This is a genomic window from Sulfitobacter sp. M05 (assembly GCF_029285175.1).
In the GTDB taxonomy this organism is placed as follows: domain Bacteria; phylum Pseudomonadota; class Alphaproteobacteria; order Rhodobacterales; family Rhodobacteraceae; genus Sulfitobacter.
In genome coordinates this window covers 288,206-312,726 of sequence record NZ_JABEDH010000003.1, presented here as the reverse complement: position 1 = coordinate 312,726, position 24,521 = coordinate 288,206, and the positions used below count along the sequence as shown (strand labels likewise).

The following is a 24,521-nucleotide window of genomic DNA, read 5'->3' as shown; positions in this document are numbered from 1 at the left end:
ACAATGACTGTTCGCGAAAGGCCAGCACCCATGTACCACGATATTTGCAACGCCCCCGTCAGCTTGCAGACCCGACCGGCCATAGAAAGCTGGAATGCCATGATCCGCGCCTTTCTGGCCCATAAACCGGCAACGCCGGAACATCTTGGTGCTGTGATCACGGCGGAACCTCAGTTTGCCATGGCCCATGCCGCACGGGGATTGTTTTCGCTGATGATGGGGCGGGCAGAAATGTGGCAGGTTGCCGAGGATGCCCGCACCGCCGCCCATGCCGCGCGCGCGGCCCTGCCCGTGAACAGCCGCGAGGACAGCTGGATAAGCGCGCTGGATCAATGGCTTGCCGATAGCCCCACGGGTGCTATTGCGGCCCTTGAACGGGTTCTGGACGACACCCCGCAAGACACGCTGACAGCCAAGGCCAGCCACGCAATCCGCTTTATTCTGGGTGACGCCGTTGGTATGCGCGCCTCTGTTGAACGGGTCCTGCCGGCGCATGGACCGGATCACCCTTTGCGCGGCTATCTGATGGGGTGCCACGCCTTCACCTTGGAAGAGACAGGCGCGTATGATGCTGCGGAGCTGGCCGGTCGGGCCGGTTTGACCTATGCGCCAGATGACGCTTGGGGGCTGCATGCCGTGGCCCATGTCCATGACATGCGCGCCGAAGCAGATGCCGGCATCACCTTGATCGAAACCCATAAAGCCGCTTGGGACGGATCAAACAATTTTCGCTACCACGTGTGGTGGCACAAGGCCTTGCTGCATCTGGACCGGGGAGAATTCGACGTCGCGCTTGATCTCTACGACCATCAGATCCGCGCCGACAAGACCGACGACTATCGCGACATTTCGAATGCGACGTCCTTGCTGCTGCGGCTGGAACTTGAAAACATCGACATCGGCGACCGCTGGGATGAACTGGGCGCATTTGCCGAAAACCGCATAGATGACGGATGTCTGGTCTTTGCCGATCTGCATTACCAACTTGCCCTCGCCGGTGCCGAAAAAGGCGAGGCTGCTGCCGCCATGACGGCCCGTTTTGCCCGCGATGCTCGTCACAACGGCGACATGGCGCAACGGGTGGCCGATCCCGGGCTGGCCGCACTCGCCGGTTTAAATGCCTTTGCCGAGGGGCGTTACAGCGATGCCTTTAGCCAATTGGCAAATGCCCGCCGAAAAATGCAGACCATCGGCGGAAGTCATGCACAACGCGATGTGTTCGAGCGAATGACCATTGACGCAGGCCTGCGTGCAGGCCATTTCGACGCGGCAGAACAGATCTTGCAAGAACGTCTGACCCTGCGCGCGGGCCAGGAAGACCGGTTCGCAGCCACTCGTTTCGATCAACTGTCACGCGCGCGACGTATTCCCGCGCAATAGCTTCGGAAACCGCCGCCAGATGACACTTGCCGACGCCACATCAATCGCTTCGCCCACCGCCCTGCCCGCAGGGCAGGCCGCCCCACGTGTGCGCGACCTGCGTCTCGACTTTTTCCGGGGTATTGCGATGTTCATTATCCTGATCGCACATACGCCCGGCAACTTCCTGACATCGTGGATTCCTGCCCGCTGGGGTTTTTCCGATGCGACCGAAATCTTTGTCTTCTGCTCAGGGATGGCTTCGGCCATCGCGTTTGGTGGCGGCTTTGATCGTGCCGGCTGGCTGCTGGGCACTGCCCGCGTTTTGTTCCGTGTCTGGCAGGTCTATTGGGCGCACGTGGGTTTGTTTTTCGCCACATTGGCCCTAACCGTTTACCTGACCGATCTGGATATAACGGGGCGCAATTATTGGGGCCAGCTGAACCTCTGGATGATCTTTGTCGAAAGCGAGAAATGGGATAACCCCGATATTCTGCTCAGTTTTATGACCCTGCGCTATGTGCCGAATTATTTCGACATCCTGCCGATGTATATGATCGTTTTGCTGATGATGCCGGTGGTGATGGCACTGTCGCGTATCGACTTGCGGCTGGTCGCAGCCTTTGTGATCGGTGTCTGGCTGATGGCACAGACCGCCCTGATGCAAGGCTTGAGCCTTGGTGCGTATCACCTTGAATTTCCTGCCGAACCCTGGAGTGATCGCACGTGGTTCTTCAATCCCTTTGGCTGGCAGCTGATCTTCTTTACCGGTTTCGCCTTCATGCGCGGCTGGTTGCCCAAGCCACCCGTTATCGCGGTCCTGTTGGGCCTAGCTCTGCTCGTTGTATTGGGCAACATCCCGCTGTCCAATGTTGGCGTGCGTGAATTGGGTCTGCAATGGGCCCGCGAATGGCGCGCGGCATTTGCTCCACTGTTCAACAAAAGCGATTTCGGCATCCTGCGCTTTGTGCATTTCCTGTCCCTCGCCTATATTTTCTGGGTTCTCGCAGGCGACAAGGGCAATAACCTTCTGGCCTCGGGGCGCGGGGCCTTTGCCCGGATTTGGGCGGTCACGCTCAAGATCATTCTGAAGGTCGGACAGCAAAGCCTTGCGGTCTTTATAACCAGTATGTTCACCGCCCGCCTGATGGGCTTTATGCTGGATGTCACCGGCCGCAGCATCGCCATGACGCTGTTGGTCAATCTGTTCGGTTTTGCTGTGCTGATCGCTGCGGCCTATGGTGCGGGCTGGTTCAAATCCCAGCCATGGCGCGTGAAGGTTGCATCATGATCCGCCGCGATGTCCTGAAATCCCTTGCCGCGCTTGCCCTTGTTCCCGCCAGCGGATGGGCCGGCGAACCGGGTCTGCGCCTTGCCGAAAAGGCCACCCAGTTTGACGCGCAAACCGTGACGGGGCTGGCCCGTGCCATGGCGGCAAAACCCTATACACCCCGCCCGCAAATCCCCGAAAGCTGGCGCAGCCTGTCTTATGACGACTACCGCAAAATCTGGTTCGATGGGCGAAATGCGCTGTGGGAAAATACCGATGTCCCGCACCGCATAGATGTATTCCCCCCTGGTCTTTATTTTCCGCAAGCGGTGGCACTGAACCTCGTCGAGAATGGTACCAGTCGCCCGATCCGCTTCGATATGAATGTCTTTGACACGGCGGACACTTTTCCTGACGTCGAAATCGACAGCACGCTGGGTTATTCCGGGTTGCGCTTGCGCGCCGAGCTGGAGAAACCCGGCATTTTTCAGGAATACGCAGTGTTTCAGGGGGCCAGCTATTTCCGCGGCATCGGCACCGGCAATATCTATGGTCTGTCGGCGCGCGGGCTGGCTCTGAAGACCGGCGATCCAATGGGCGAGGAGTTCCCCGACTTCACCGCATTCTGGTTGCAGCCCCCCGCCGCCGGCAGTGACATGATCATCCTTCATGCGCTGCTCGACAGCCCGTCCTGCACAGGTGCTTACCGGTTCGAGATCACCCATGGCACTGTCTTGCAAATGAAGGTCACAGCAACCGTTTTTGCACGCACGGATCTGACCCATATCGGGATTGCGCCGCTGACCTCGATGTTTTTGTTCGACGACACCATGCGCCAGCGTTTCTCCGACTTCCGCCCCGCGGTCCATGACAGCGACGGCCTGCTGATCCATAACGGTGGCGGCGAGGTCTTGTGGCGCCCGCTTGCCAATCCGATCAATTTGCAAATCAGCGCCTTCAGCGACAATAATCCGCGCGGGTTTGGCCTGTGCCAGCGCAAACGCAAATTCAGCGACTTCAACGATCTGGAAGCATTGTACCATAACCGCCCCGCCGTCTGGATCACCCCCGGCGAGGACTGGGGTAAAGGCGCAGTGACACTGGTTGAAATCCCAGCCGACCTTGAAATCTATGACAATATCGTCAGCTACTGGCGTCCTGCACAGCCGATCAAGGCGGGCAGTGAACACGCCATGAGTTATACTTTGCACTGGGGGGCTGATCCGGTGCCCGCCACCGCAGACATCCCGGTGAAAGTGTTGAACACAGCCATCGGCGGACGTCCCGAAGGCGGACAGATTGTTGCCATCGACTTTGCCACCTCCAGCCGCGTGCCCCAGAATCTGAACGAAATCGAGGTCATCTTGCGCAGCAACACCGGCACGATAACGCCAGGTATCTTGCAGAAAAATCCTGAGACCGGTGGCCCACGGCTCGCCTTTACCTTTGATCCGCAGGGGGCGAACTTGGTCGAGTTTCGCGCCCAGCTGCGGCTGGCTGGCGAACCGCTGAGCGAAGTGTGGCTGTACCGGTGGACGACAACATGAGAGATCATGCCTCCTGTTCCACCGCCATGCCCCCACTGGCCCCCCTGCCGATGCAGCCACAGGATTTTTCCAAGGCGCCTGTCTGCCGCGTCGGAAGCACCACACAGCCGCGCGCCACACCTTGGCGAATTGCCGTCTTCGTTCCGGCCCTGATCGCGACGGCCTGCCTGATTTTTGGCATGTACAGCTGGTTGGCAGGCATGGGAATGACAGGTCTGGAATGGGCCTTGCTGACAATGATCGGCGCGACCTTCGTTTGGGTTACCCTGTCGGTCAGCACCGTGGGCGTCGCCATCGCCGGCATTCTTGCTCGGGCTGCATCAGACACCCGCGCACCGGCTGATGTCACCCCCATTGACGTGGCGCTTTTGGTGCCGGTCTACAACGAGGTGCCCTGGGATGTTTTTGGCAATGCCGCCGCCATGCTGGAGGATCTTGCCAGGCGCGACACATTGCACCGCTACGCCCTGTTTATCCTGTCAGACACCCGTGACGACACCATAGCCGCGCAAGAGGAACAGGCCTTTGCCCGCCTGCGCACCACCGCCCCCTTTCCTGTGTATTACCGGCGCCGCCGGGACAATACAGACAAGAAGGTAGGCAATTTGCTGGATTGGATCACCGGCTGGGGTGCCGCGTACGAAGGCATGTTGGTGCTGGACGCAGACAGCCTGATGACAGGGCGCGCCATTGACCGCCTTGCCTCTGAATTGTCAGTCTCCCCCGACACCGGCCTGATCCAGAGCTTTCCGATGCTGATCGGGGCGGAAACCCTTTTTGCCCGCCTGCAACAGTTCTCCAATATCGCTTATGGTTGGCTGCTGGCCGAAGGGCTGTCGCTCTGGTCACGCTCCGAGGGGAACTACTGGGGCCATAACGCCATCATCCGGACCCGTGCCTTTGCCCAAAGTGCTGGCTTGCCCCATCTCACCGCGCGGGGGCGCGACGATCTGATCCTGAGCCATGATTTTGTCGAGGCCGGGCTGTTGCGCCGCGCAGGCTGGCGCGTGCGCTTCTTGCCCCGGGTCACCGGCAGCTTTGAGGAAACCCCCTGCACATTGATTGACTATACCCTGCGTGACAGACGGTGGTGTCGCGGCAATCTGCAACATTTGCGTTTGTTGACGACACGCGGCTTGCACCCGGTCTCGCGGTTTCATCTGTTTCACGGCGCGGTCAGCTATCTGTTATCGCCCGCGTGGTTTTTGCTTTTGGTGATCTGGGCCCTGCTGGGCAAGGACGCGGACACCAATGTCGTGCGCTATTTCAACGAGGCCAACCCGTTTTTCCCCGACTGGCCCCCCGCCATGAGCCATATCGATTCAGCGATCTTTCTGATCATCATGTATGCTATGTTGCTGACCCCAAAATTCACCGCCGCCGCAATGATCGTTGCCAGCCCTGCGGCCACCCGTGTGTTTGGTGGGCATGGCCCGTTCCTGACTGCCTTTGTCACCGAGGTCTTGCTGTCAGTTGCCTATGCCCCGGTGATGATGATCCAACAGACCAAGGCCGTGTTGCGGGCCATTTTCAGCGGGTCCGAACCTTGGGCCCCCCAGATGCGCGATGCGCAACACTATCCGCTTGCCACATTGGCAAAGTTCCATTGGGTTGAAACTCTCTTGGGGGGGGTGCTGACCGTCGGGCTGTGTGCAGGTTTGGTGTCGCTTTGGCTGGTGCCCATCGCGGCAAGCTTGGTGCTGGCGGTGCCCCTGTCGGCGCTCTCTGCGCTGAACATCGCGAAATGCGCCCCGCGCAGCCTTGCGATGAACAGCCCCTATACCTTGCGGGAACCGGCAATTGTGACCCGCGCCAAATCAGCCCGCGCAGAGATGAAAACACAATTGGGCGTCACCCCACCCGCAGAATGACCTGCATGGAGGCAGAGGCCGCGAACAAGCGATTCATGTTTAAGGGGGGACGTTCTAATGCGGCTGCACCACGGGCAAGCCGCGCTTTAACCACCCCGGCCCCGCCCCTGATCCCGACATCCCTTCGGGCACATCCAGAACCCGCGTGAAACCCGCCGCCTCCAACCGTGCCGCCATCCGTGCAGAGCGGACACCGCGCGCGCAGATCAGCGCCACGGGAATATCTTTGCGGCCGCCGGAATGTCCGAGAAGAGCATTGATGAAATCTTTCCTGCGCATGTCGATCGGCACCGCCCCCTGACCGATGCCGCTGCGCGCCCATTCTTCGGGCCGGCGGATGTCGATCAACAAAACCTCGCCCGTGGCCGCCGCCGCCAATGCAGCCGGCGCGGTCAGATCGCCCCTTTGCACGCTCGCACCAAGGTTAAACCAGCGCGCACCAGCCACACCTGCAAGGCCAATTGCGCCAACCCCGGCAAGCAAAAACCCCCGCCGCGAAAAACGCGACGGGGTGGAGCCGTCCGGCAAGGGCTTGCCGGCTGTTGTCATTACTTGATCGGCGCGGTGGATGTATACTGCGGGATCACACTGTCCGAACCGGGGGCCGCCTCGATGGAAGGCCAGTTGGTTTCGGCCAGATTGATGTTGCCGGGAATATCTTCTTCCCAGAAACCCACCACGTTCTTATTGATGTTCAAGAACAGCTTGTCGTCCACGATGCGCCACAGGTTGGGATTGCCCGGCACCTTACCGCCTTTGGACACGCCATAAGCGCAGTGACCGTCATATTGCGGCGCGTATTTTTCAGGATTCGCCAGAAACGTTTCTCGGTTCGCTTCGGTCGAGAAGGCAAAGGTCGCTCCGTTATACTCGGCTGTAATATCTGCTTTGCCCGGCACGGCGGCGGGCTGTGACTGGCCAACAGCATTCTGCGGCAGGCTGAAATAGGCGACGACGTCATGCCCGGAGGCTGCATAGCCGGTACCATCGACGTATTGCTCGCCGGCAAAGGCCTGTCCTGCTATGGCAAGGGCAGTTGCGGCGGCGGCGATGGTAAGTGTGAAACGGTTCATTGTCGGTTCTCCTGTCCGATGGTCTCTGTGACACCAAGCTAGGCAGCCCCCCAGCAGTTTGCACCCCACGAGGCCGTGACCTCTCGCCGACGTGAGGTGCCCGGGGGAAAACGCGATCAATCCACCCCGATTATTTCAAAATCGGCGGTTTTGAGGGGTCTGCCCCCGGTGGCATCCGCGGTGTATGTTGCAAACCCTCCCCCTGCGGCAGATCAAAACGCAAGCCAACTTTGGCCAGTTTCGCCACCGTCGGATCATCTGGCGCAAAAAATCCAACATCCATCGCCCCCGCTTCGATCCCGGAAAACGTCAGCGCTTCGGAGGCGGCCCGCACCAGCGCGTCCTGCGCCCGTGGGATTGCCCCAACAAAGGCCAACAGATGCCCGCGCCCACCGCCCTGATACTCAACCGCTACCAGAAACGCCCCCGCCGCCATACCTGTTGCCGTGGCCAACTTGCCATCTATGGCAGTGATCAGGTTTTCGGGCAGACCTTTGGGCGGCAACAATGTTTCAATCCGCGCCTCAACCTCACCGGCCTGTTGCGCCAGCGTGTCGCGCAGCCATGCCATCGAATCCGCCGGCAACAGGATTTCCGACAGGGCCACACCGATATTGACCGCCAGCCCCAGATCCTGCCCCTCTAACATGCCGGCAATAGCCCGGCCCGACAGAGCCACATAAGGGGCCGGGTTGCCAACATAGGCCGCCAGCCGTTCGGCCCGGTCAAAGACAATGACATAGCTCTCGTCCAGCAACACCGGGTTGATCTGATCCTCGACAGGTTCTGCTTCCAGCAGCAGAAACAGCTCAACGTCTGCGATACGTTCGTAAAACCGCAAACGCGCGGCATCGTCCTGCTCTGCCGCCATCATCGCGGCATGGGCCACATCCAACGGGGTTGTCTCAGCCATTCAGCACCTCTTTCACAGCACCCTGAAGAAGCGGCAGCACATCTGCCGCAAACCACGGGTTTTTCTTTAGCCATCCGGTATTGCGCCACGAGGGATGAGGCAAGCAAAACACGCCGTCAGGGTGATCGCGCCACCCCGCCACCGCATCACCTACCTTGGTAAATCCCTCCATATGGTACTTCATTGCATAACCGCCGATCAGGACTTTCAGCCGGAGGTCGGGCAGCATTGCCAAGGCGTCAGGCCGCCACGTCCGCGCACAGACGGGCGGTGGCGGTAAGTCGCTGCCCTTGGCATCGTAACCGGGAAAGCAGAACCCCATCGGCAGGATCGCAACCTTATCAGTATCATAAAAGGTGGCACCATCCATTCCCAGCCAGTCGCGCAGCCGATCGCCTGAGGCATCATCGAAAGGCCGCCCACTGTTATGCACCTTGATGCCCGGTGCTTGCCCGGCAATCAAAATTCGCGCTTGCGGTGCGAACCAGACAATCGGGTTGGGCTGATGTGCCGTCGCGGTTGCCGCGAACCTGTCCGCACAGATTTTGCAAGCTTTCAGATCATCACGCATGTCTTTCATACCCGATAGATACCCGATGCAGACCGGCTGCCAACCCCCAGAGGGGGGCAATTCATTTCGACAAATATCGAAATAAAGCTTGCACAAGCCCATCATTTCTATATTTCTAGAAATATGAAACAAGAACCAGAAACCCTCCCGCCCCTCACCCTTGCCGCCGCCAGCTTTGCCGCGCTGGGGTCCGAGCAACGTCTGTCCGTGTTGCGCAGCCTTGTGCGTGCAGGCCCCGAAGGGCTTAGCATCGGCGCATTGGGTGAACGCACCGGTGTCACCGGCTCCACGCTGACCCATCACCTCAAGATGCTGACCGCCGCCGGTCTGGTGCGCCAACAACGCCAAGGCCGCAGCACCATCTGTGCCGCAGTTGCCTATGCCGAGGTCGAAGCCCTTGCGCATTTCCTGTTGACTGAATGCTGCGCGGATGCCGCCGCCCCCTGTAAGGATCATGATCATGGCTGATACCACCCACTCCCACAGCGCCCCATCAGGGCCCCCATCCAAACGCTGGAACCCCGGCGCATGGGGCGTGATTGCCCTGATCCTCGCCTTGGTTGCGATTTTCGCCCCCGACACTTTGGCCGAGACAATCACCTTCACACTCAAGGCGCTTGGTGGCACCGCACCGTTTATCGCCTTTGCTGTGCTCGCCGTCGCCTATCTCAAGGCATCTGGGGCGGAAACCCTGTTGGCCAAAGCCTTCGAGGGCAACCCCGCGCGGATGATCGTTATGGCCGCGTTACTTGGCGGGCTGTCGCCATTCTGCTCCTGCGAGGTCATTCCCTTCATCGCCGCCCTCCTCGCTGTCGGCGCTCCTTTGGGTGCGGTAATGGCGTTTTGGCTGGCCTCGCCGCTGATGGACCCGGCCATGTTTGCAATCACTTCGGGCACCTTGGGATTTGACTTTGCCTTGGCCAAGACAGTTGCCGCGGTCAGCCTTGGCATGTTCGGCGGGTTCGGGGTTATGCTGATGGCGAATACGCCGATCTTTGCCAATCCTCTCCGTGAAACCCCCGCCGCAAACGGCTGTTGTTCCACGTCAAAACCGTTTTCCGGCACGCCTGTCTGGCAGTTCTGGAACGAACCAGACCGGCGCGCGACCTTCACAGATACTGCGCGCAGCAACGCCTTGTTCCTGATCAAATGGCTGACGCTGGCCTATCTGATCGAAGCCTTGATGCTGCGCTATGTGCCGGCAGACCTAATCGCCAACTTCCTTGGCGGTACCGGAGTTGTGCCGATCCTGCTGGGCGCATTGGTGGGCGCACCTGCCTATCTGAACGGTTATGCTGCTGTCCCACTGATTGATGCGCTGCTGGCCCAAGGGATGAGCAATGGGGCCGCCATGTCATTTGTCATCGCCGGCGGCGTCAGTTGTATCCCCGCCGCCATCGCGGTCTGGGCACTGGTGAAACCGCGCGTCTTTGCCGCCTATCTGGGGTTCGCGCTGACCGGTGCAATTGCCGCGGGTCTGGTCTGGCAGGCAATCGCCTGACCAGACTGCCCCCGCAATAGGCCGCATTTAACCACGGCTTAACCAAAGATCGTGATTGTCGGGGAATACCACCATAACGTGACTTGGACATTTGTTTCCACTTAGGACATAATGTCGCCAAAGTCGCGGTATAATCCGTTGAAGGACCCTCTGGAAAAGGGGGCGAGGCAAGTCACGTAAGCAGCAACCGGAGCAGGCATGCTGGAATTCGAAAATGTTTCAAAGTCCTATTGGACCGGCAGCCAGCACAAGGTGATCCTGGACAATGTTTCGTTCAAGGTCGAATTGGGTCGGTCGCTGGGCATTCTGGCCCCCAACGGGACCGGCAAAACCACTTTGATCAACATGATGGCCGGCCTTGAAAAACCTGACGAGGGCGAAATCCGCCGCAGCTGTAACATTTCCTTTCCGCTTGGGTTCATGGGCGGCGTCGTGGGCAAAGTATCCGCCATGGAGAATGCCCGCTATATTGCGCGGCTCTATGGCCTTGACCCTGACTATGTCGAGAGCTTTTGCCGATGGTTGTGCAACCTTGGCGAATATTTCGACCAGCCGCTGGGCACCTATTCCACCGGTATGCGGGCGCGGTTTTCCTTTGCGCTGCTACTTGCGCTTGATTTCGACATGTACCTGATCGACGAGGGCATGCCCGCCTCCACAGACGTGGAGTTTAACCGCAAGGCCGGAGACCTCCTGCAAGAACGGCTGCGGACGACCACCATCATCATCGTCGCCCATCAGGCCGAGACCCTGCAAAAATTCGCCCGCTCTGCTGCTGTCCTGCTGGACGGTCAGCTGCGCATGTTCGACACCTTGGAAGAAGCGAAACAGTTGTATGACTACGAAACCCAAGGCTAGAAAGTTCCGCATCAAGCGGAATACGCCGACATCCGACACCCCAACGGATACCGCCGCACCGGCAGCCCCCGACACCATGCCGGAACCCATCGCGGCTCGGGCTGCGCAGGCCCGCCCACCCGCTGGTGGCCCCACGCCCACCCCAGCAAAAGACGCGACACCTTCCCCTGCAGATGCGCCCCCCGGACGTGCGGGCGCGGTTTCTTCCGCCGCGGAAGTGGCCGGCGAAACCGATATTGACGCGATCCGTCGCGAAGGCCTGACCGGACGGCAGTTGCGCATGGCACGCCGGGTCGCCCAAAAGCACGACCTCGCGCCGATTTCGGATTTTGATGCCGTGCGCCTGCTACGCGCTAAAGGGATCGACCCATTCGAACGCTCCAACATGCTGGAACTGGTGGTGCCCCAAGGCAATGGCGCGGATGGTGCGCAACAACTGGGCCGTATCGAAACCACCAGAACGCAGCTGCCACAGACAGTACCGGCAGATGGCACCTCCCTGCCCTCGACCGAAATCAGCCCCGCAGAACGCCGCGCCCGCGAAATTTCCGACATCCAGCGCGAAATAACAAACCGCAGGCGGCGCAAACTGGGTCTGTTGCTGGTCCGGCTTGCCTTTTTCGTCATGCTCCCGACCATCGCTGCCGGGTATTATTTCTATAACGTGGCGACCCCAATGTACGCCACCAACAGTCAGTTCTTGATCATCCAGAGTGAAGGCGGCGGCGGCGCCAGTCCCTTCGGCAGTATCCTGCCAACGCAGTTCGCCAACTCTGCCGACAGCATCGCCACTCAGGCCTATCTGCAATCCAAAGACGCCATGCTGCGTCTGGACCGCGATGTTGGTTTTAAGGATCACTTTTCCGACGAAACAATCGACCCGATCCAGCGCCTGGAACCGGATGCCACCAACGAAGAAACTTATAAGACCTATAAAAAGAACGTCAAAATCGGCTATGATCCCACCGAAGGGGTCATCCGTCTGGAGGTCATCGCCGGTGATCCGAATATCTCGGCCTCCTTCTCGGAAAGCCTGATCAAATATGCCGAAGAGCGGGTGAACAACCTGTCAAAACAAAAGCGCGAAGACGGCATGAGGGATGCTTTGGCCGGCTTTGACATCGCCCAGAAAAAGCGCCGCGACGCCCAGGAAGCGCTGATCCGGATGCAGGTTGAAAACGGGGTTGATCCGCAGGCAGAGATCGTCGCGATCCGCACCCAGATCACCACCTATGAAGGGATGTTGATCGAGAAAGAGCTTGAGCTGGCAGCCCTGCTGGACAACGCCCGCCCGAACCGTGCCAAGGTTGACGGTGCCCGCGGTGATGTGCGCCGTCTTCAGGTGCAGCTAGAAAAGCTGAAGGAAAAGATGAACTCATCGACCACCGGTGAAAACTCGCTGGCCGAACAATCTGTCCGTTTGCAACTGGCCCAAACCGATCTGGCCGCCGCAGATATGGTGCTGCAATCCGCCCAGACCGCACTGGATCAGGCCCGCACAGAGGCCGGTCGGCAAGTACGTTACCTGACCGTTGCGGTTGAACCTGTGGCTCCGCAAGAACCCACCTATCCACGCAAATTTGAAAACACGATCTTGGCTTTCCTGATCTTTGCAGGCATCTATCTGATGTTGTCTTTGACAGCGTCGATCCTCAGAGAACAGGTAACTTCATGACACAGGTCACATTTGGTGATGTCACCGTCGGCAACGACCGTCCGCTGACAATCATTGCCGGCCCTTGCCAACTCGAAAGCGAAACCCACGCCCAAATGATTGCGGGCCAGTTGAAAGAGGCCTGCGCCGCCGTAGGTGCGCAATTCGTGTTCAAGGCCAGCTATGACAAGGCCAATCGCACGTCGCTGGCCGGCATTCGCGGCCTCGGGATCGACGAGGGCTTGAAGGTATTGCAATCTGTCGCCCGCGCCAATGACGTGCCGGTGCTGACCGATGTCCACACCGAAGCGCAATGCGCCATTGCCGCCGAAGTGGTCGATGTGCTGCAAATTCCCGCCTTTCTGTGCCGCCAAACCGATATGCTGGTCGCTGCCGGCAACACCGGCAAAGCGGTGAATGTGAAAAAGGGCCAGTGGCTGGCCCCTTGGGAAATGGGCAATATCGTCGACAAGATTGAGTCAACAGGCAACAAGAACATCCTGCTGACCGAACGTGGCACCGCTTTTGGGTATAACACCCTTGTCGCGGACATGCGCAGCTTGCCCCAGATGGCACAGACCGGATATCCTGTTGTGATGGATGCAACCCACTCTGTCGCACAGCCGGGCGGTCTTGGTGGATCATCCGGTGGTCAGCGTGAATTTGCGCCCGTGATGGCACGCGCCGCTGTGGCCATCGGTGTGGCGGCCGTGTTCCTTGAAACCCACGAGGATCCCGACACCGCGCCAAGTGACGGACCGAACTCAATTTACCTTGATCAGATGCCAGGCCTTATCAAAACATTGATGCAGTTTGACGCCCTGGCCAAGTCGCACCCACTCACATTCTAAAGCGAGGCCCCCGCGTGACCAAACCCGCCCCTACCGTTTCCCAAAATACATGGGAATTCCTGCGCGATGCCATGATCACGCCCACTGGTTTCCGCGAATACGACGCCCGTTGGAAATTTCCTGACGACATCAACCTGCCGGGCATCACCGCGCTTGGCCTTGGTCTTGGTACACAGATGCATCGCCGCGGCATCGAACCGGTAATCGCCGTTGGCAATGACTATCGCGACTATTCCCTGTCGATCAAAAACGCGCTGATGCTCGGGCTTATGCAGGCCGGCATTCACGTCAAGGACATCGGCCCTGCCGTGTCCCCTATGGCCTATTTTGCACAGTTCCACCTTGATGCCCCTGCTGTTGCGATGGTCACGGCAAGCCACAATCCCAACGGCTGGACCGGTGTGAAAATGGGTTTTGAACGCCCCCTGACCCATGGCCCCGATGAAATGGCTGAATTGCGCGACATCGTGCTGAACGGTCAGGGTCAGCCCCGCGATGGCGGCAAATACGAATTCATCGACGGCGTCCGCGAGGCCTATCTTGACGATCTGGTGGGTGATTTCAAAATGACCCGCAAGCTCAAGGTGGTCTGCGCCACAGGCAACGGCACCGCCTCTGCTTTTGGCCCCGAGCTGTTCAAACGCATCGGTGTCGAGGTGGTCGATAGCCACAACACACTTGATTACACTTTCCCGAACTACAACCCCAACCCCGAAGCGATGGAAATGCTGCATGATATGAGCGCCTCTGTGAAGGCCTCGGGCGCTGATCTGGCCCTTGGTTTTGATGGCGACGGCGACCGCTGCGGCGTGGTCGATGACGAGGGCGAAGAGATTTTCGCGGATAAGGTTGGCGTCATCATGGCCCGCGATCTGGCCAAGATCCACCCAAATGCAACTTTTGTCGCTGATGTAAAATCCACTGGGCTTTTTGCCTCTGATCCGGAATTACAAAAACATGGGGTCACTGCGGACTATTGGAAGACCGGCCATTCCCACATGAAACGCCGCGTCAAGGAAATCGGCGCATTGGCGGGCTTTGAGAAATCTGGCCATTACTTCCTCGCCGAACCAATTGGCCGTGGCTATGACTGCGGCATGCGGGTGGCGGTCGAAATCTGCAAGCTGATGGACCGCAACCCCGATATGTCCATGTCCGACCTGCGCCGTGCCCTGCCTCAGACTTGGGCCACGCCGACAATGTCGCCTTATGCTTCTGACGAAGACAAATATGACATCCTAGAGCGCATCGTCGCCAAACTGGTCGCAAAACAGAGCGCTGGCGAGGAAATCGCAGGCCGCAAGATCAAAGAAGTCGTCACCGTCAATGGTGCCCGCGTCATTCTCGAAAATGGCGCATGGGGACTTGTGCGGGCCTCCTCCAACACGCCAAACTTGGTTGTCGTCTGCGAAAGCCCTGAATCCGAAACCGAAATGCGCAGTATTTTTACCGATATCGATGCCGCTATCCGTACAGAACCCGGCGTTGGCGATTACGATCAAACAATCTAACATCCTGATTAAACGTCGAACTTCCAAGCATCGCTTTGCGGTCGCGCTAAGACACGTCAAAGCGATGCTTGATAAACTCGAACCCCATCATTAGGCCCTTTTCTCTTTTTGGCCTTAAATACTGCGGGGTTTGGGGCAGGGCCCCAAATGAATCAAATCGAATGCAGGCTTTGCCTGCTCAATCTGCAAGGGCAGCGTCACAAAACGCCTGTATCAACCCGGCATCCTTGACCCCGGGGGCCGATTCAACCGCTGATGACAGGTCAACCTGCCCTGCTCCGGTTACACGGATCGCCTCGGCAACGGTGCCAGCGTTCAACCCCCCCGCCAGCATCCAGGGCACAGTCCAGCGTCGGCCCGCGATAAGCGTCCAGTCAAACGCCAGACCATTGCCCCCCGGCAAATCCGCATTCTTGGGTGGTTTGGTATCCACCAAAAGTTGATCCGCCACCTGCGCATATCTATCAAGCACCAGCAGGTCGTCGGCGTCGGCAACCCCCACCGCTTTCATCACAGGCAAACCATACCGCTGTTTGATCTCCACCACACGCGCGGGTGTTTCGCCGCCGTGCAGCTGGATCATATCGACAGGCACAGCTGCCACCAACGCATCCAGTGCCGCCTCCGTGGGGTTCACGACCAACCCGACCTTACAAACCCCCTCCGCGGTCCCCAGTGCCAGCTCCCGCGCCTGCTCCAGCGACACAAAGCGCGGCGATTTGGGAAAAAAGTTGAGCCCAATATACCGCGCCCCGGCCTTCACCGACGCCTCAATATCCTGCGCCCGGGTGACGCCACAAATCTTTACATTGATATGAGAAGGCATGATCGGGCTCAGCTGGTCCCGTCCAACAGCGCAAGGACCTCATCACTGCCCTGATGTTTCTCACCTTTCAGTCGCGCAACCTCACGCTCCAGCCTGCGGGCCTCGCGGGCCAGTCGGGCTTTTTCCGCACGATCACCGAATTCACGGATCCATTCCCAGATGAACCCGACCAGCACCCCAGCAACAATGCTGCCAAGGATCACCAGAAACAACGGCAGCTCCACCGACGGATTGACAGCAAACCAGCCCGCAACCTCCTGCGGCAAGACTTGCAACGTCACAAGCGTGCGATTTGCCAAAGCCACAGAGATCAGCGCCACGGCAAAAACCGCGATGCACAGGTAACGTATATAGCGCATTAGGAGTTCCCGTTCAGACGGTCACGAAGCAATTTACCGGTTTTGAAAAACGGTACATGTTTTTCTTCAACATGAACTGTTTCACCGGTGCGCGGGTTGCGCCCCACACGGGCGTCTCTTTTTTTGACGGAGAAAGCACCAAAGCCGCGCAGCTCGACGCGATTGCCGCCGGCCATTGCCGTCGTAATCTCGTCAAAGATGGTATTCACAATCCGCTCAACGTCGCGTTGATAGAGATGCGGATTCTCGTCCGCAATCTTCTGGATCAGTTCTGACCGGATCATTCTGGCATCCCCCCGCGAGACATTTTTATTGTTCGAATGAGCATGACTATAGGAAGAAACATATCCTACGGGAAGCCAGTGAAGACCCACAGATTGCGTTTTTCCAAGGAGAACGTCCTGTTATTGGACGTTTTTTTGCCCATTAAATCCACGAGAGCGATACAGTGGTGCCGAAGCTTGCACAAAACTGCTGGTTTTCCCGCTGCCGATTCGCAACGAAAAAGGCCCCCCGCATAAGCGAGGGGCCTTTCAAATTCATACCGAAGGAAGGGTAACTTATTCGTCGCCCTTCAGAGCGGCACCAAGGATATCACCCAAGGATGCGCCGGAGTCAGAGGAGCCATACTGCTCGACTGCTTCTTTCTCTTCTGCGATTTCACGCGCTTTGATCGAGACGCCAAGACGGTGTGCTTTTGCATCCACGTTTGTGATGCGCACGTCGACTTTGTCACCCACCGAGAAACGCTCTGGGCGCTGTTCGGCACGGTCACGCGACAGATCGGAGCGGCGGATGAAGGCTTTCATACCTTCGTATTCCACTTCGATGCCACCATCCTCGATGGAGGTCACAGCCACAGTCACAACAGAACCGCGCTTCACGCCGCCCACTGCTTCTGCAAACTTGTCGCCGCCGACACCCTTGATGGAGAGCGAGATACGCTCTTTCTCAACGTCAACTTCGGAAACAACGGCCTGAACTGTGTCGCCCTTGCGATAGTCCTGAATGGCTTCTTCGCCACGCTGGTCCCATGACAGGTCGGACAGGTGAACCATGCCGTCGATGTCGCCGTCGAGGCCAACAAACAGACCGAATTCGGTGATGTTCTTGACTTCGCCTTCAACTTCCGTGCCCTCGGGGTGTGTTTCTGCAAACACTTCCCATGGGTTGCGCATGGTCTGCTTGAGGCCAAGGGAAACGCGGCGCTTGGCACCATCGATTTCCAGAACCATGACTTCGACTTCTTGCGACGTAGACACGATCTTGCCGGGGTGTACGTTCTTTTTGGTCCAAGACATTTCGGAAACGTGAACCAGACCTTCAACACCTGGCTCCAGCTCAACAAAAGCACCGTAGTCGGTGATGTTGGTGACGCGACCGGTGTGCGAGGATTCCAGTGGGTACTTGGCCGCAACCAGATCCCATGGGTCTTCCTGCAACTGCTTCATGCCCAAGGAGATGCGGTGTGTCTCTTTGTTGATCTTGATGACCTGTACCTTGATCGTTTCGCCGATGGCGAGGATCTCGGACGGGTGGTTCACACGGCGCCATGCCATGTCTGTAACGTGCAGCAGGCCGTCAACACCGCCCAGATCAACAAACGCACCGTATTCGGTGATGTTCTTGACCACACCGTCAACTTCCTGACCTTCAGTCAGGTTACCGATAACTTCGGCACGCTGTTCGGCACGTGATTCTTCAAGGATCGCACGACGCGAAACAACGATGTTGCCACGACGACGGTCCATTTTGAGAACCTGAAACGGCTGCTTGAGACCCATCAATGGGCCGGCATCGCGCACGGGGCGCACATCAACCTGAGAGCCGGGCAGGAACGCTACAGCACCGCCAAGATCCACAGTGAAACCACCTTTAACGCGGCCAAAGATCGCACCTTCGACGCGCTCTTCTGCGGCATAGGCTTTTTCCAGACGGTCCCATGCTTCCTCGCGACGGGCCATCTCGCGCGAGATAACCGCTTCACCGCGGGAGTTTTCGACCTGACGAAGGAATACTTCGACTTCGTCGCCAACAGCAATTTTCGGGGATTCGCCGGGATCAGCAAATTCTTTAAGCTCGACGCGGCCTTCCATCTTGTAGCCTACGTCGATAATGGCCTGGCCCGCTTCGATTGCGATCACCTTGCCTTTAACAACGGAACCCTCTTCAGGGGTGTCCATTTCGAAGCTTTCGTTCAAGAGTGCTTCAAACTCGTCCATCATATTCGCCATGTAGCGTATTTTTCCTAATCTAGACTTGTTTTCTGGCCGTGCGGTTGTCTCCGCCGGTCTTTGATGATTGCCCACCCAAGGTGAGACGGTGTGAATTGGTCATCGTGGTGGACCGAGAAACGCAAACGAAAGAGGGCCGGAAGAATCCGACCCTGCCCATAATTGCGCCCCGTGGCTTGTATCCGCCGCTTAGACAAGGGCGCGTATAGGCGAAATAGCAGTGGTGTGCAAGGCGGTTTGGCACCTCAAAGCCGAAGCGGCGGAAGCTGGCTGGGCCGGAAATGAAACGTCCCTTACTGTGACCCGCGCCTTGGGTTTGCAAGGCTCTGTTCGTCAGGCGGATACAACGCCGCCTGTGCAAATCAGTTAAGTCTTCATCGCCGCTTCAATCACGGCAACGGTTTGCGCCACAGCGTCCTTGATGCTCAGCGACGAGGTATCAATCTCGACCGCATCCTGCGCCGGCTTCAGCGGCGCATCTGCGCGCCCCATATCGCGGGCATCGCGGGTCTGCACATCGGCCAGCACCTCCTCAAAGCTGGTTTCGATGCCCTTGCCCGACAACTCCTCAAAGCGGCGCCGAGCGCGCACAACCGCATCTGCAATCACAAACAGTTTCACCTGTGCATCCGGACAAATCACCGTGCCGATGTCACGTCCGTCCAGAACCGCACCGCCAGCCCGCGCAGCAAAGCTGCGTTGGAAATCAACCAAAGCGGCCCGCACGTCTGGCAATGCAGCAACCTTGCTGGCTTCCTGCGCCACTTCCGGGGTACGCAACGCCTCTCCGTCCAGATCCTCCGGCACCAACGTTTGCGCCGCCGCTAGCGCTTCGATCCCCAACAGCACCTTAACCCCCACCGCGCGGTACAACAGACCCGTATCTAGATGGGCGAACCCGAAATGCGCCGCTACAGCTTTGGAAATCGTGCCCTTGCCCGAGGCCGCAGGCCCGTCGATCGCAACTGTAAAACCGCTTGTCGTACTCACGTTTTTCTTTCCTCTTTGGGGGCTAAACGCCACGCCCAGACCGCCAACAGCATTGCCAGCGTCAGACAAATCCACTTAGCCACGGTATAGGCACTGGCCTGCAAGATCGCCCCCGCCGAGACCTGTGGCCCAAAACGCAACAGATGTGCGACGGCTGCATTTTCCGACAGATCCAGCCAAAGGTAAACGCAAGGGGTCAGCGCCACCACCCCACGCACAACTTTGGGCATACCCCGCGCCTGCGTCCAGATCACACCAGCAAGTGTGAAACTCAACAAGATGGGCAGTACCGTATCCAACACGCGAAACACTCCGAGATAAAGCTCGGTTCGCCCCGCCTGCTTCAACGCAGCAAGATACAACCGAGCCGCATCAACGGAATAGCCGCCGAAATGTGCGTCGAAAATACCGAAATCTCCCGGTTGCAGCCAGACCCTGCCCATCACCGCAAGCCCCACCATCAGTGCCGCCGAAGCAGCACCGCTGGCCTTCAGGATCGCTTTCATGTGGCGGTTCTCGCCACCTGTGCCCCTAGCTGCTGCATCAGTGGCTCGAAAATCGGGAACGACGTGGCAATCGGCCCACCGTCATCCACGCCGACCGGCTTTTGCGCCGCCATACCAAGGATCAAAAAGGACATGGCAATCCGGTGATCCAGATGGCTGGCACAGGTTGCACCGCCGGGCACATTCCCGTGGCCAAGCCCCGTCACAGTCCACCAATCGGGGCCCTCATCCACCTCAATTCCGTTGGCGCGCAACCCGACAGCCATGGCATCAATCCGGTCGCTTTCCTTTACCCGAAGCTCCTTAACGCCGCGCATCACGGTCTTGCCCTCTGCGTAAGAGGCGACCACCGACAGCACGGGATATTCGTCGATCATCGACGCAGCCCGCTCGGGCGGCACCTCGATGCCTTTTAGATCAGGCGAAAATCTAGCCCGCAAATCCGCCACCGGCTCGCCCCCCTCGATCCGCTCGTTTTCGTAAGTCAAATCTGCGCCCATTTCGCGCAGTGTGGTGAACAGCCCCGCCCGCGTCGGGTTCAACCCGATACCGGGCACCAGAACATCCGATCCGGGCACAAGCAATGCCGCACAAACCGGAAACGCCGCCGATGACGGATCACGCGGCACTTCGATATGCTGGGCCTGCAATTCCGGTTGGCCGTTCAGGGTAATCACCCGCCCCTCTTCAGTCTGTTCGGTTGTAATCTCTGCGCCAAATCCTGCCAGCATCCGCTCTGTGTGATCGCGCGTCGCCTCGGCCTCTATCACCACCGTCTGTCCCGGCGCGTTCAGCCCGGCCAACAACACCGCCGACTTCACCTGTGCCGAAGGTACCGGCACCACATAACGCACCGGCACGGCCTCACCTGCCCCCACCAATGTCATCGGCAACCGGCCACCGCTGCGCCCGACCGCCGTGCAGCCAAACAACGCCAACGGGTCCGTCACGCGCGCCATCGGCCGTCCGTTCAGGCTGGCATCCCCGGTAAAGGTTGCAACAATCGGCGAGGTCGCCATCGCCCCCATGATCAAACGCACACCAGTGCCGGAATTGCCACAGTCAATCACCCCGTCAGGCTCTGCAAAACCGCCGACGCCAACCCCTTCGACAGACCATGATCCGCCACCATGATCCGTCACCTCTGCCCCGAAAGCCCGCATCGCCTTGGCTGTATCCAGAACATCTTGCCCCTCCAGCAGTCCTGAAATGGTGGTCTTGCCAATACACATCGCCCCAAGGATCAACGAGCGGTGCGAAATCGACTTATCCCCGGGCACCTCGGCGGTTCCCGAAAGCGGCCCGCAAGCGCTCGATATCATTGGAATTGGATCACCATGGCCCGACATAAACCCGTCCTTCACTATTTCAAAAAACTTCTAGCCCAGCAAAAGACATGCGTCCATGGCAAGGCACACCACATGTCTTCTCTTTTTGGCCATAAATCCTGCGGAGCGCGAGGCAGAGCCTCGCATCAATTTTCCTGAGAAAATAAAAAAATCGAATGCGGGCTTGCCCGCACCTGCCGCTCACCCCCTGCGAAACGTCAGGTAATGCGGCACACGGCCTTCGCGCAGCGCCTTTTGTTCGTACCGCGTGGAAATCCAGTCATCCCATGGGGTGCGCCAGTCACCGGGCCGCTCGGCCAGCCATTCAAAGCCGAATTTCGGCACCTCTTCCAAGGCCTGACGCACATAATCTTCAATGTCGGTCGCCACACGGAAAATACTGCCCGGCTTCAACGCCCGCGCCAATGGCACAAGATGCTCTTCAGTCACAAAGCGGCGGCGGTGGTGGCGCGCCTTCGGCCAGGGATCAGGATAAAGCAGAAACGCCCGATCAATCGAGGCTTCAGGCAGCACCTCAAACATATCCCGTACATCATTCGGGTACACGGCAACATTATCGACACCAGCCTTGCGGATCTTACCCAGCAACATCGCAACCCCATTGATATAGGGTTCACAGCCGATGATGCCGACACCCGGATTGGAGGCCGCCTGATGCACCATATGCTCGCCGCCGCCAAAGCCGACCTCAAGCCAGACAGGCCGCCCATCAAACAACGCGTCCAAATCCAATGGTGTGCGCTGCGGGTTCTCTTCCCAGGACACCGGACCGGGCGAAAGCCCTTCCAGATCCTCAGCCAGATAGCCACGTTGCGCAGGTTTCAGGGTCTTGCCTTTAAGGCGACCATAGAAATTTCGGTGGGGGCGTGTTGGTGTCGTCATGGCGGGGGCTTTAGCCTGCACTGCGCCCCACTGCAATGCCCCGCTTGGGTTCTGCTGCATTTGCAACCTCCCTACGGCTGATCGCGCAGGGCAAAAGCCCTGACAATCTTCCGCAAATTCCCAGCCCGCGACATCAAACCTTAATACGCGGTTAAGCCTGCTGTCCTACCCTGGGGCCAGCTTTGCCATAAAGGACATACACATGCCCGCCGCTCAGACCGCCCGTCCGTCGCCGTTCAACCCCTTACCTGCCCGCGCACCGCTTGCGGTTCTGATCCTTGACGATGAACGTTTTGACAGGCACCGACTGGCCCGCCTGTGTTCTGGGTTGGATTTTCCCTGCACCGTCAGCAACGCCACCAGCCTGACCGAATTTCAGGACCAACTGGAACGTACCGTTTTCGGTCTCGTCCTGCTTGATTACCACCTGCCCGATGGCACCGGAATCGAAGCGCTGAAAATGATGCAGCTTAGCGCGCGCAACCTGAATACCCCGTCCCTCATGGTATCCGGTCTGGCCCAAAACGAGGTTATGAACGGGGCCGAGGCCGCAGGCTGCTCGGGTTTCCTTGAAAAAGACAACCTCTGCGCAGAGGCTTTTACCCGCGCGGTCACCGGGGCGCTGCCCCTCACAGCTCCGCTGTTACCTGCTGAGAAATCCAAATTCGACGCCGCCGTGGTCGAACAGTTGCTGGCCCGGAATGCGGCGATCTGTGCGCAAGACATCAAACCGATGGTCAGCCGGTTGATGCGGCAAATGCGCAATCTGCGCAGCCAGCAAGGCCCTGACGGTGCCGCCGCAACAAGCGCGGCAGAGCAAAGTTGTCAAAGCTTGTGGTCGTTTCTGATCGAGATGGCGGATCAGGACGGGGCAACCCTATTGGCCAATATCACCGATACGGCGATAACACCGCAGGCAACATCAAATGTGGCAAAGGGCAACAAACCACCCTCCCCCTTCAGGGCCCCCCGCCATTAACACGCCTGGCTTTTTCATTTTTGGGTCAGGGTCCATTCATCCCCAATACCGAATGTGTGGCAGGGTATTGGGGATGAATATTTAAGGCGAGGCTAACCAAGGCGAAAACGGGGCCGCTGGCCCCACTTTCTGTACGCAAGTACTTTTGCCGGCCAATCCGGCCCGACGGGCCTAAACTTCCGCCTTCAGCTTGGCTGCCAAGTCCAGCTTCTCCCAAGAAAAACCGCCATCCTCTTCAGGCGCGCGTCCGAAGTGCCCGTAAGCCGCCGTGCGCTGGTAGATCGGTTTGTTCAGTTGCAGATGTTCACGAATGCCGCGCGGCGTCAGGCTCATCACCTTGCGAATTGCACGTTCTACATCTGCGTCGTCCACCTCTCCGGTGCCAAAGGTGTCGCAATAGATCGACAAGGGTTCAGAAACCCCGATGGCATAGCTCAGCTGGATGGTGCATTTGGTCGCCATGCCCGCTGCAACCACGTTTTTCGCCAGATAGCGCGCAGCATAGGCGGCAGAGCGGTCAACTTTGGTCGGGTCCTTACCGGAGAACGCCCCACCCCCATGCGGTGCCGCCCCGCCATAGGTATCCACAATGATCTTGCGCCCGGTCAACCCGGCGTCGCCGTCCGGTCCACCGATCACAAAGACGCCCGTAGGGTTCACATGCCACTGTGTGTCCTTGTCAATCCAGCCCTCGGGCAGCACTTCGCGGATGTAGGGTTCGACAATATCGCGGATGTCGGCGCTGGTCTGGTGCTCCGACGCATGTTGTGTCGACAGAACGATAGATGATACGCCAACGGGTTTGCCATCCTCATAGCGCACCGAAAGCTGGCTTTTGGCGTCGGGGCGCAGGGTAGGTTCGGTCCCGTCCTTGCGTACCTCGGCCAGTCGCCGCAGGATCGCATGGGCATAGTGGATCGGGGCCGGCATCAGATGTTCGGTCTCATCCGTGGCGAAACCGAACATGATACCCTGATCGCCAGCACCTTCATCCTTGTTGCCACTGGCATCAACACCTTGGGCAATATGGGCGGATTGTTCGTGCAACAGGTTGGTGATCTCGACCGTCTCGTGGTGAAACTTGTCCTGCGCGTATCCAATGTCCTTGATGCAGGCGCGGGCGATGTCTTCGATCTGGCCCATATACTGCGTCAGTTTGGCCTGATCGCTCAGCCCAACCTCACCGCCAATGACCACACGATTGGTGGTCGCAAAAGTCTCTGCCGCGACCCGGGCTTCGGGCTCCTCGCTCAGGAACGCATCAAGCACAGCATCGGAAATGCGGTCGCAAACCTTGTCAGGATGACCTTCCGAAACGGACTCGGAGGTGAAAATATAATTCTGTCGGGACATAGCTGCTCCAGTAAAATGAAATACCACGTCAGGAAGCCGTTGTGGCATCGGTTGCGCTGGCTTA

Annotated in this window: 24 protein-coding genes and 1 riboswitch; of the genes, 11 read left to right on the top strand and 13 right to left on the bottom strand. The window is 58.7% G+C overall.

What is annotated here, in order from left to right:
• The first annotated feature begins 30 nt into the window (after nt 1-30).
• The 4 genes from HKX44_RS15260 to mdoH are packed head-to-tail and all read left to right on the top strand — an operon-like array spanning nt 31 to nt 6,047.
• The gene (locus tag HKX44_RS15260) at nt 31-1,380 is read left to right on the top strand and encodes a tetratricopeptide repeat protein (protein ID WP_276152223.1); all 1,350 of its coding nucleotides are present in this window, start codon (nt 31-33) and stop codon (nt 1,378-1,380) included.
• Nucleotides 1,381-1,399: 19 nt separating this feature from the next.
• On the top strand, nt 1,400-2,650 hold the full coding sequence (locus tag HKX44_RS15255; RefSeq protein ID WP_276152222.1) for an OpgC domain-containing protein: 1,251 nt from the start codon (nt 1,400-1,402) through the stop codon (nt 2,648-2,650).
• Complete coding sequence (locus HKX44_RS15250) at nt 2,647-4,176, top strand: glucan biosynthesis protein G (RefSeq protein WP_276152221.1); 1,530 nt, start codon at nt 2,647-2,649, stop codon at nt 4,174-4,176. The genes HKX44_RS15255 and HKX44_RS15250 overlap by 4 nt, the downstream gene beginning before the upstream one ends.
• Nucleotides 4,173-6,047, top strand: coding sequence for a glucans biosynthesis glucosyltransferase MdoH (mdoH, locus tag HKX44_RS15245; protein WP_276152220.1), 1,875 nt, complete (start codon nt 4,173-4,175; stop codon nt 6,045-6,047). Before HKX44_RS15250 ends, mdoH begins: the two co-directional genes overlap by 4 nt.
• Before the next feature lie 54 nt (nt 6,048-6,101).
• Here mdoH and HKX44_RS15240 read toward each other — a convergent pair whose 3' ends face one another.
• The 4 genes from HKX44_RS15240 to HKX44_RS15225 form a co-directional block, all read right to left on the bottom strand.
• Nucleotides 6,102-6,596: a rhodanese-like domain-containing protein gene (locus HKX44_RS15240; protein ID WP_276152219.1), complete on the bottom strand. Its 495-nt coding sequence runs from the start codon at nt 6,594-6,596 to the stop codon at nt 6,102-6,104.
• Nucleotides 6,596-7,120, bottom strand: a complete 525-nt coding sequence (locus HKX44_RS15235; RefSeq protein ID WP_276152218.1) for a YHS domain-containing (seleno)protein — start codon at nt 7,118-7,120, stop codon at nt 6,596-6,598. The genes HKX44_RS15240 and HKX44_RS15235 overlap by 1 nt, the downstream gene beginning before the upstream one ends.
• 130 nt (nt 7,121-7,250) lie before the next feature.
• Nucleotides 7,251-8,033: an SseB family protein gene (locus tag HKX44_RS15230; protein WP_276152217.1), complete on the bottom strand. Its 783-nt coding sequence runs from the start codon at nt 8,031-8,033 to the stop codon at nt 7,251-7,253.
• Entirely contained in the window at nt 8,026-8,613 is a 588-nt protein-coding gene (locus HKX44_RS15225; RefSeq protein WP_276152216.1) for a uracil-DNA glycosylase family protein, read from the bottom strand. The genes HKX44_RS15230 and HKX44_RS15225 overlap by 8 nt, the downstream gene beginning before the upstream one ends.
• 114 nt (nt 8,614-8,727) lie before the next feature.
• On the opposite strand from HKX44_RS15225, the gene HKX44_RS15220 reads away from it, so the two are divergent.
• The 6 genes from HKX44_RS15220 to HKX44_RS15195 all read left to right on the top strand — a co-directional run bounded on the left by HKX44_RS15220 (nt 8,728) and on the right by HKX44_RS15195 (nt 14,979).
• On the top strand, nt 8,728-9,072 hold the full coding sequence (locus tag HKX44_RS15220; RefSeq protein ID WP_276152215.1) for a metalloregulator ArsR/SmtB family transcription factor: 345 nt from the start codon (nt 8,728-8,730) through the stop codon (nt 9,070-9,072).
• The gene (locus HKX44_RS15215; RefSeq protein ID WP_276152214.1) at nt 9,065-10,105 is read left to right on the top strand and encodes a permease; all 1,041 of its coding nucleotides are present in this window, start codon (nt 9,065-9,067) and stop codon (nt 10,103-10,105) included. The genes HKX44_RS15220 and HKX44_RS15215 overlap by 8 nt, the downstream gene beginning before the upstream one ends.
• A 198-nt stretch (nt 10,106-10,303) precedes the next feature.
• Nucleotides 10,304-10,963, top strand: a complete 660-nt coding sequence (locus HKX44_RS15210) for an ATP-binding cassette domain-containing protein (RefSeq protein ID WP_276152213.1) — start codon at nt 10,304-10,306, stop codon at nt 10,961-10,963.
• Complete coding sequence (locus HKX44_RS15205) at nt 10,941-12,638, top strand: capsule biosynthesis protein (protein WP_276152212.1); 1,698 nt, start codon at nt 10,941-10,943, stop codon at nt 12,636-12,638. The genes HKX44_RS15210 and HKX44_RS15205 overlap by 23 nt, the downstream gene beginning before the upstream one ends.
• Nucleotides 12,635-13,468 (top strand): 3-deoxy-8-phosphooctulonate synthase, encoded by an 834-nt coding sequence (kdsA, locus tag HKX44_RS15200; protein ID WP_276152211.1) that lies wholly within the window; start codon nt 12,635-12,637, stop codon nt 13,466-13,468. The genes HKX44_RS15205 and kdsA overlap by 4 nt, the downstream gene beginning before the upstream one ends.
• A gap of 14 nt (nt 13,469-13,482) precedes the next feature.
• Nucleotides 13,483-14,979, top strand: coding sequence for a phosphomannomutase/phosphoglucomutase (locus tag HKX44_RS15195; protein ID WP_276152210.1), 1,497 nt, complete (start codon nt 13,483-13,485; stop codon nt 14,977-14,979).
• A gap of 178 nt (nt 14,980-15,157) precedes the next feature.
• Here the strand turns inward: HKX44_RS15195 and HKX44_RS15190 are convergent, their stop codons facing one another.
• The 8 genes from HKX44_RS15190 to HKX44_RS15155 all read right to left on the bottom strand — a co-directional run bounded on the left by HKX44_RS15190 (nt 15,158) and on the right by HKX44_RS15155 (nt 22,125).
• Nucleotides 15,158-15,805 (bottom strand): phosphoribosylanthranilate isomerase, encoded by a 648-nt coding sequence (locus HKX44_RS15190; protein ID WP_276152209.1) that lies wholly within the window; start codon nt 15,803-15,805, stop codon nt 15,158-15,160.
• Between the two features lie 8 nt (nt 15,806-15,813).
• Nucleotides 15,814-16,164, bottom strand: coding sequence for a LapA family protein (locus HKX44_RS15185; protein ID WP_276152208.1), 351 nt, complete (start codon nt 16,162-16,164; stop codon nt 15,814-15,816).
• Nucleotides 16,164-16,448 (bottom strand): integration host factor subunit beta, encoded by a 285-nt coding sequence (gene ihfB / locus HKX44_RS15180; protein WP_276152207.1) that lies wholly within the window; start codon nt 16,446-16,448, stop codon nt 16,164-16,166. The genes HKX44_RS15185 and ihfB overlap by 1 nt, the downstream gene beginning before the upstream one ends.
• 276 nt (nt 16,449-16,724) lie before the next feature.
• Complete coding sequence (rpsA, locus tag HKX44_RS15175) at nt 16,725-18,398, bottom strand: 30S ribosomal protein S1 (RefSeq protein ID WP_276152206.1); 1,674 nt, start codon at nt 18,396-18,398, stop codon at nt 16,725-16,727.
• Nucleotides 18,399-18,764: 366 nt separating this feature from the next.
• Entirely contained in the window at nt 18,765-19,388 is a 624-nt protein-coding gene (locus HKX44_RS15170) for a d(CMP) kinase (protein WP_276152205.1), read from the bottom strand.
• A complete protein-coding gene (locus tag HKX44_RS15165) occupies nt 19,385-19,894 on the bottom strand; it encodes a hypothetical protein (RefSeq protein ID WP_276152204.1) in 510 nt (169 codons plus the stop codon). Before HKX44_RS15165 ends, HKX44_RS15170 begins: the two co-directional genes overlap by 4 nt.
• Nucleotides 19,891-21,243: a 3-phosphoshikimate 1-carboxyvinyltransferase gene (gene aroA / locus HKX44_RS15160; protein ID WP_276152203.1), complete on the bottom strand. Its 1,353-nt coding sequence runs from the start codon at nt 21,241-21,243 to the stop codon at nt 19,891-19,893. The genes HKX44_RS15165 and aroA overlap by 4 nt, the downstream gene beginning before the upstream one ends.
• A gap of 180 nt (nt 21,244-21,423) precedes the next feature.
• Nucleotides 21,424-22,125: a tRNA (guanine(46)-N(7))-methyltransferase TrmB gene (locus HKX44_RS15155; protein WP_276152267.1), complete on the bottom strand. Its 702-nt coding sequence runs from the start codon at nt 22,123-22,125 to the stop codon at nt 21,424-21,426.
• Nucleotides 22,126-22,327: 202 nt separating this feature from the next.
• On the opposite strand from HKX44_RS15155, the gene HKX44_RS15150 reads away from it, so the two are divergent.
• Nucleotides 22,328-23,104: a response regulator gene (locus HKX44_RS15150; RefSeq protein WP_276152202.1), complete on the top strand. Its 777-nt coding sequence runs from the start codon at nt 22,328-22,330 to the stop codon at nt 23,102-23,104.
• A gap of 171 nt (nt 23,105-23,275) precedes the next feature.
• On the opposite strand, the gene metK is transcribed toward HKX44_RS15150, so the two are convergent.
• Nucleotides 23,276-24,457: a methionine adenosyltransferase gene (gene metK, locus HKX44_RS15145; protein WP_276152201.1), complete on the bottom strand. Its 1,182-nt coding sequence runs from the start codon at nt 24,455-24,457 to the stop codon at nt 23,276-23,278.
• Between the two features lie 3 nt (nt 24,458-24,460).
• Nucleotides 24,461-24,508: riboswitch (SAM-SAH riboswitch) on the bottom strand.
• Nucleotides 24,509-24,521 lie beyond the last annotated feature (13 nt).

Bases quoted from the DNA above. Each gene is read 5' to 3' on its own strand.
- HKX44_RS15260 (WP_276152223.1), top strand. From the start codon at position 31: ATGTACCACGATATTTGCAACGCCCCCGTCAGCTTGCAGACCCGACCG.
- HKX44_RS15255 (WP_276152222.1), top strand. From the start codon at position 1,400: ATGACACTTGCCGACGCCACATCAATCGCTTCGCCCACCGCCCTGCCC.
- HKX44_RS15250 (WP_276152221.1), top strand. From the start codon at position 2,647: ATGATCCGCCGCGATGTCCTGAAATCCCTTGCCGCGCTTGCCCTTGTT.
- mdoH (WP_276152220.1), top strand. From the start codon at position 4,173: ATGAGAGATCATGCCTCCTGTTCCACCGCCATGCCCCCACTGGCCCCC.
- HKX44_RS15240 (WP_276152219.1), bottom strand. From the start codon at position 6,596: ATGACAACAGCCGGCAAGCCCTTGCCGGACGGCTCCACCCCGTCGCGT.
- HKX44_RS15235 (WP_276152218.1), bottom strand. From the start codon at position 7,120: ATGAACCGTTTCACACTTACCATCGCCGCCGCCGCAACTGCCCTTGCC.
- HKX44_RS15230 (WP_276152217.1), bottom strand. From the start codon at position 8,033: ATGGCTGAGACAACCCCGTTGGATGTGGCCCATGCCGCGATGATGGCG.
- HKX44_RS15225 (WP_276152216.1), bottom strand. From the start codon at position 8,613: ATGAAAGACATGCGTGATGATCTGAAAGCTTGCAAAATCTGTGCGGAC.
- HKX44_RS15220 (WP_276152215.1), top strand. From the start codon at position 8,728: ATGAAACAAGAACCAGAAACCCTCCCGCCCCTCACCCTTGCCGCCGCC.
- HKX44_RS15215 (WP_276152214.1), top strand. From the start codon at position 9,065: ATGGCTGATACCACCCACTCCCACAGCGCCCCATCAGGGCCCCCATCC.
- HKX44_RS15210 (WP_276152213.1), top strand. From the start codon at position 10,304: ATGCTGGAATTCGAAAATGTTTCAAAGTCCTATTGGACCGGCAGCCAG.
- HKX44_RS15205 (WP_276152212.1), top strand. From the start codon at position 10,941: ATGACTACGAAACCCAAGGCTAGAAAGTTCCGCATCAAGCGGAATACG.
- kdsA (WP_276152211.1), top strand. From the start codon at position 12,635: ATGACACAGGTCACATTTGGTGATGTCACCGTCGGCAACGACCGTCCG.
- HKX44_RS15190 (WP_276152209.1), bottom strand. From the start codon at position 15,805: ATGCCTTCTCATATCAATGTAAAGATTTGTGGCGTCACCCGGGCGCAG.
- HKX44_RS15185 (WP_276152208.1), bottom strand. From the start codon at position 16,164: ATGCGCTATATACGTTACCTGTGCATCGCGGTTTTTGCCGTGGCGCTG.
- ihfB (WP_276152207.1), bottom strand. From the start codon at position 16,448: ATGATCCGGTCAGAACTGATCCAGAAGATTGCGGACGAGAATCCGCAT.
- rpsA (WP_276152206.1), bottom strand. From the start codon at position 18,398: ATGGCGAATATGATGGACGAGTTTGAAGCACTCTTGAACGAAAGCTTC.
- HKX44_RS15165 (WP_276152204.1), bottom strand. From the start codon at position 19,894: ATGAAAGCGATCCTGAAGGCCAGCGGTGCTGCTTCGGCGGCACTGATG.
- aroA (WP_276152203.1), bottom strand. From the start codon at position 21,243: ATGTCGGGCCATGGTGATCCAATTCCAATGATATCGAGCGCTTGCGGG.
- HKX44_RS15155 (WP_276152267.1), bottom strand. From the start codon at position 22,125: ATGACGACACCAACACGCCCCCACCGAAATTTCTATGGTCGCCTTAAA.
- HKX44_RS15150 (WP_276152202.1), top strand. From the start codon at position 22,328: ATGCCCGCCGCTCAGACCGCCCGTCCGTCGCCGTTCAACCCCTTACCT.
- metK (WP_276152201.1), bottom strand. From the start codon at position 24,457: ATGTCCCGACAGAATTATATTTTCACCTCCGAGTCCGTTTCGGAAGGT.